Source organism: Phenylobacterium sp. (assembly GCF_044372605.1).
Classification (GTDB): Bacteria; Pseudomonadota; Alphaproteobacteria; order Caulobacterales; family Caulobacteraceae; genus Phenylobacterium.
Window position 1 is genome coordinate 1 of record NZ_JBILRO010000225.1, and the last position, 5,871, is coordinate 5,871.

General features: G+C 67.0%; 6 protein-coding genes and 1 pseudogene. 1 reads left to right on the forward strand and 6 read right to left on the reverse strand.

Annotation, left to right across the window (positions count from 1 at the left end):
- Positions 1-132, reverse strand: a 132-nt coding sequence (locus tag ACIQ42_RS15185; RefSeq protein WP_397423098.1) for an SsrA-binding protein, incomplete at its 3' end; no start/stop codon positions are given.
- Positions 132-1,016: a 4-hydroxy-tetrahydrodipicolinate synthase gene (gene dapA / locus ACIQ42_RS15190; protein ID WP_397423093.1), complete on the reverse strand. Its 885-nt coding sequence runs from the start codon at positions 1,014-1,016 to the stop codon at positions 132-134. The genes dapA and ACIQ42_RS15185, both read right to left, overlap by 1 nt.
- A gap of 128 nt (positions 1,017-1,144) precedes the next feature.
- Between dapA and ACIQ42_RS15195 the strand changes: the two genes are divergently transcribed.
- Complete coding sequence (locus ACIQ42_RS15195) at positions 1,145-3,250, forward strand: transglycosylase SLT domain-containing protein (protein WP_397423094.1); 2,106 nt, start codon at positions 1,145-1,147, stop codon at positions 3,248-3,250.
- Here ACIQ42_RS15195 and ACIQ42_RS15200 read toward each other — a convergent pair.
- The 4 genes and pseudogenes from ACIQ42_RS15200 to ACIQ42_RS15215 form a co-directional block, all read right to left on the reverse strand.
- Positions 3,247-3,768 carry a DUF1993 family protein gene (locus ACIQ42_RS15200; RefSeq protein WP_397423095.1) on the reverse strand — a complete coding sequence of 174 codons (522 nt, stop codon included), beginning with the start codon at positions 3,766-3,768 and terminating at the stop codon, positions 3,247-3,249. The two genes, ACIQ42_RS15195 and ACIQ42_RS15200, sit on opposite strands and share 4 nt — an antisense overlap.
- Positions 3,769-3,913: 145 nt before the next feature.
- A complete protein-coding gene (locus tag ACIQ42_RS15205) occupies positions 3,914-4,675 on the reverse strand; it encodes an ABC transporter ATP-binding protein (RefSeq protein ID WP_397423096.1) in 762 nt (253 codons plus the stop codon).
- Entirely contained in the window at positions 4,672-5,658 is a 987-nt protein-coding gene (locus tag ACIQ42_RS15210; protein ID WP_397423097.1) for a FecCD family ABC transporter permease, read from the reverse strand. The genes ACIQ42_RS15205 and ACIQ42_RS15210 overlap by 4 nt, the downstream gene beginning before the upstream one ends.
- Positions 5,655-5,871, reverse strand: a pseudogene (locus ACIQ42_RS15215) (ABC transporter substrate-binding protein); the annotation flags it as partial. The gene ACIQ42_RS15210 and the pseudogene ACIQ42_RS15215, both read right to left, overlap by 4 nt.

The following is a 5,871-nucleotide window of genomic DNA, read 5'->3' on the forward strand; positions in this document are numbered from 1 at the left end:
GGCGATGTTGGCGCGGCCCACGCGCAGGGATTTGACCTCGGACCCGGTCAGGGCAAGACCAGCCTCGAATGTCTGCTCCAGGAAGTAGTCGAACCGGGCGCGGCGGTTTTCTGCAATGAGCTTGCCGGCCATCAGATCAGTCCCGCATCCCGCATCCCGGCCAGCACTTCGATGCGCGCCGCCTCGGAACAGGCGACGATCGGCAGACGGGCGTCCTCGGCGCAGAGGCCCAGGTGCGCCAGGGCGAACTTGGTGGGCGATGGTGAGGCGTCGACGAACAGCGCCTTATGCAGGCGGATCAGTGCGTCCTGGCCCTTGAGCGCCGACGCCCAGTCGCCGGACATGGCGTCGTTGTAGAACCGGGCGCAGGGCGCTGGCGCGACATTGCAGGTGACGGAGATGGCGCCATGGCCGCCATGAGCCATGTAGCCCAGCGCCGAATCATCATTGCCCGACAGCATCACCCACTCATCACCGCACCAGATGCGCTGGAGGCTGGCGCGGGTCATGTCGCCTGTTGCGTCCTTGATCCCCACCATGTTGGGCAGTTTGGCGAGCCGGGCCAGGGTCTCGTTGGAAATGTCGACGCTGGTCCGGGCAGGCACGTTGTAGATCAGCACGGGCAATTGCACCGCATCGTTGATCGCGCGGTAATGGGCGTAGAGCCCCTCCTGGCTAGGGCGGTTATAGTAAGGCGTGACCACGAGAGCCGCGTCTGCGCCGACCGTCTTGGCGTGATGCACAAGCTCAATGGCTTCGGATGTCGAGTTCGAACCGGCGCCGGCGATCACCGGTACGCGCCCGCCCGCCACCGCGACGCAGAGTTCGACAACGCGACGGTGCTCGTCATGACTGAGCGTCGCTGTCTCGCCTGTCGTGCCCACCGGCACCAGGCCGTGGACGCCGCCCGCGATCTGGCGTTCGACCAACGCCACAAAGGCGTCCTCGTCGAAGGCTCCGTTGCGAAATGGAGTGATGAGCGCCGGCATGACGCCGCGAAAGAGAGGATCAGGCATGGGGATAAGCAAATGACCGTGAAAATGCCGCAAGGTGATGCGACGTTCAGATTTGGCGCGACAATATGTTGCGGCAGGCTTAGCCCGCAACGCCGATTCCGCGCAGTGTTGACACGGATGGAGGTTGATTGAACGTCCGGACCCGAAATCTGTTGCTCGCCGGTTGCGCAATCCTGATTGCAACGACGGTGGCGCGCGCGCAATCACTGGACCCCATCGGCGACCTGATCAGCGCCGCGAACGCAACGGGCGCTGTTCAGGAACCCGCTGTCCGGGAGCAGACCGTAGCTCGCCCCCTGAGCGGTTCAGACCAGATTTTGTTTCGCTCCGGCCTGGCGGCGGCGCGTCGCGGCGATGTTTCGGGTGCGCGTCGGGTGATCAATGATCTTTCCGACCCCGTCGCGACAAAAACCGTTACCTGGGCGCTCGTAGACGCCAACGCGGGGTCACTGGGTTTTGCGGAGCTGGACGCTGCGCGGCGGGATCTGGAAGGTTTCCCCAGGCCAGGCCGCCGCCAGGTGGCCGCCGAGCGCGTGATTGAATCCTCCGGCAAATCGCCCGCAGACATCGTGGCGTGGTTCGGTGGCCAGGAACCACAGTCTGTGCAGGGCGCGCTGGCGCTGGCCTCGGCCTACCGCAACCTCGGCCGGCAGACCGAGGCCGCCGACCTGATCCGCACATGGTGGCGTACCCGAAGCTTCGAGGCTGACGCCCAGCGCCTCGTGCTGTCACGATTCGCCGATGTTCTGACGGTGGACGATCACCTCCGGCGCGCCGACGTTCTGCTTTACGGCGCCCAGGGACCTGCGGCCCGGGATATGCTGGCCCTGATCCCGGAAGACCAGCAACCGGTCGCATTGGTCCGGATCGCGCTCCGCTCGGACAGCCGCGCGGCGGACGACGCCTTTGCGAGCCTTTCGCCGGAGATGCAGGCCAGTCCCGGGGTTGCCTATGAACGCGCAGCCTCGTTGCGCCGCCGTGGCCGTGAAAGCGAGGCCATGGCGCTCCTTCCCATGTTCCCGCGCGAGATGGTCACCGCTGACGGCGCCGAGCGCATGTGGAACGAACGGTACAGGCTGACCCTGCTGGCGATCCGGGCTGGCGACTGGCGAAGCGCCTATCAGGCCGCAGCAAACTCCGGTCTCTCCGTGGGCACAGACGCCACCGAGGCGGAGTTCTATGCCGGCTGGATCGCACTCAACCGCCTGCAGGACCCCGTCGCAGCCGCCCGGCATTTTGCGACGATCGAGCGGATCGGCTCCTCGCCCATCACCAAGGCCAGGGCGTTCTACTGGCAGGGACGAGCGGCCGAGGCGCGCGGCGACAGGGCTGCAGCCGATGTCTTCTACGATCAGGGCGCCCAGCATGGCACCACCTTCTATGGCCAGCTTTCCGCCGAAAAGCTCGGACGGGCATTGGTGCTGCCGAAGGACCCTGAGCCGACCGAGGCGGACCGAGCGGGCTTTGAGGGCCGCGATGCTGTTCAGGCCATGAGAATGCTGGCGGATCAGGGGCAGCGCGATCTGTTCCGCGCCTTCGCGCTGCACATCGATGACACGGTGCCGACGACGGTGGAGGCCGCCATGCTGGTGGATGCTATCCGCGGCTACGGCGATCAGGACACGTCGATGAAGGCTGCGCGCGCGGCGGCGACCCGGGGATTGATCCTGGCCGACCGCGCCTATCCGATGCGCAGCACGCCGGCGGTTCCTGGCGCGCCCGAACCGGCGCTGGTACTGGGTGTCACACGTCAGGAGAGCGGGTTCGAGCCCGGTGTCCGCTCCGAGGCAGACGCCCGGGGCATGATGCAACTGCTGCCGTCGACCGCATCCAGCGTAGCGCGGCGCATGGGACTGGGGTTTTCGGTCGCTCGGCTCTACGAGGCCGAATACAATATGCAGCTCGGATCATCTTTCCTGGGCCAACTGGTCGACCAGTTTTCAGGCTCCTACATCCTGGCTTCCGCCGGATACAATGCCGGCCCCGGGCGACCTCCACAGTGGGTAGCCTTCTGCAGCGATCCACGTGCAGGATCCTCTGATCCCCTGGATTTCATCGAGTGCATCCCGTTCTCGGAGACGCGCAACTACGTCATGCGGGTGATGGAAAACATGCAGGTCTATCGGGCCAAGCTGAACGGAGGCACGGTCCCGATCACCCTGGCCCGCGACCTGCGCCGGGGCAGCTACAACTATGCCGCCACCGACGCCGGTGTTTCCGCCAGCAACCCTTAAGCCGGGATCGGCGTCCCGCCGGTCAGGTAGTCCATCTTGCCCAGCGGCACGCCCTGGGTGCGCAGGATGCCGTAGGCTGTGACCACGTGAAAATAGAAGTTGGGCAACGAGAAGCGCATCAGGAAATCCGCGCCCGTGAACGTCATGGTGCGGCCCGGCAGCGGCAGTTCGATCGTCCGGGTCTCGGCGCCATCCAGCTGACTGCGCTCGATTGTCTCAACGAAAGCGATGGTCTTCGCCAGGCGTTCCTTGATCTCGGCCCAGGTCGTTTCGGTGTCGGCATAGCTGGGGGGCGTGACCCCGGCCAGGCGCGCGGCCCCGCCCTTGGCGGAATCGCTGACCATCTGGATCTGCCGGATCAGGGGATGCATGTCCGGCGTCAGTCGCGCCTCGAGAAACGTTGAAACATCGGCGCCGGATGTGCCGGCATGCCCCTCGGCCTTGGCCAGCAAGGCCGCCAGATTGCGCATCATCTGCAGATAGACCGGGATCGAGGCGTCGTAGATCGAGAAGGACATGATGGAGTTCCAAGCCGGGGAATGAGGGGCTGACACATGGGGCAATCCGGGCTTTGGCCCAAGGATATTCGCGCTCCGGTAAGCCGAAGTGGAACAACTGAATTCTCAGTGCCCCCAGCGGGCGTCAGCTCCCGCCCTGCGGAGTTCACAGCGTCCCCCGGCGTTGAACCCTAAGCCGTGGCTCGCCATCCACCATCTCCAGCGCGCCATCCAGATTGAAGGCAGCCGCCAGCACCTCCGAGCTCAGCGCGCCATGTGGTGTTGCGTCCGCCGCAACGCGTCCCTGATGCAGAACCACCAGCCGGTCACAGAAGCGCGCGGCCAAAGCGAGATCATGCAGGGTCAGCACCACCGCTGCGCCGCGCCGGGTCTCCTCGCGCAACAGTTCCATCGCCAGCAGCTGGGCGTCTGGATCCAGGCCAGCGATGGGTTCGTCTGCCAGCAGCAACGGCGCGCCCGTCACCAACAGACGCGCCAGCAGGACGCGGGCGCGTTCGCCCCCCGAAAGGTCTAGGACTCCCCTGTGCCGAACGTCATGGAGGCCAACCCGCAACAGGGCCGCGCCGGCTACCCGTTCTGCCGCCTGCGGGGGTAGTTCCACCGCACCCAGGGCTGCGATCCTGAGTGCGGACATGTTCCAGCCTACGTGGCGCTCCTGCGGCAGATAGGCGGCCAACCGCGCCCGGGCGGCGTCGGAAAGGCGGTCCAGCGGTCGGCCGGCGAGCTCAACCTTCCCCGCCTTGAGCGGAACAAGGCCGAGGGCGGCGCGCAGCAGGGTGGTCTTGCCCGCGCCGTTCGTGCCGACGACGCCGACCATCTCGCCCGCAGCTACAGTCAGGCTGGTAGCGTCAAGCACCGTGCTATCGCCGCGGATGACCGTGACGCCCTGCACCGAAAGCGCCGTCATCCGCGCCAGCTCCGGGCCGCGCGCCAGGCGATCGCGGCGAACAGGGGCGCGCCGAACAGGGCCGTCATTACGCCCAGCTTCAGTTCCACGTCGGTGGGAATGACCCGGGCTGCGATGTCAGCCAGCGCCAGCAGCACAGCCCCGGTGAGCGCCGAGGGGAGCAGCACCCTGCCCGGGTCACCGCCGGTCGCGGCGCGAACCAGATGCGGCGCGGCAAGCCCGACGAAACCGACGATACCCGCCATGGCGACCGAGGCGCCCGTCAGGAGCGAGGCGCCGGCCACAGCCGCAGCGCGGAGACGGGTCATGGGAAGGCCGGAAAGTGCGGCTGTCTCCTCGCCCAGCGTCAGCATCGCCAGACCCCGGGCCGCGTAGCCGCACAAGCAGATCCCCAGCCCCAGGGCCGGGAGTTGTCGGACGATATCGTCCCAGTCCCGGTTGGCCACCGATCCCAGCAGCCAGGAAAATACCTCCGACAACGCGACGGGTGATGGCGCGAAGTTGAAGACCAGCGAGGTCAAGGCGCCCAGAAAGGCCGACAGGGCCACCCCGAAGAGGATCAGTGCTTCAGGCTCGCGAAACCGCGATGCAATGACCGTGAGCAGCGCGCCAACACCCAGAGCCGCCGCCATCGCCGAAACCTCGATCAGGCCAGGGCTCGCCGCCAGACCCAGCGAGATCGCCAGCGCTGCGCCCAGGCCCGCGCCGCCAGAGACGCCCAGCACCCCGGGATCGGCCAGGGGGTTTCTCAACAGTCCCTGCATCACTGCGCCGGCCAGTCCCAATGCAGCGCCCACAACCAGTGCTGCGACCGTGCGGGGCAGCCGGATGTTGAACACAACCTCATGGGCGCCGGAGGAAGGATCGGTCAGCGCCAGGACGAACTGGTCCGCAGAGAGGGACGACTCGCCCAACAACAGGCCCGCTACAGCCAGGCCGGCCACCATGCCCAGAAGACCCAGATTGATCGCCAGCGGCCTCATGGCCGGGCCACTGCCGCCAGGCGCTCCACCGCGTCGCCCGCGCTGCCATCCGGGCAGCTGAGCAGCGCCGCCGGCAGGCTGGCGAGAGCACGCGTCTCGACGGCATCGCGAAGCAAGCGATGACCGCCGATACCCCACCGGTCTGTGGTCGCCTGCCGGGAGTCGAAAAACCCGAGCACCAGGGCCGGGGGCGGAGCCAGAGCGAGGCGCTCC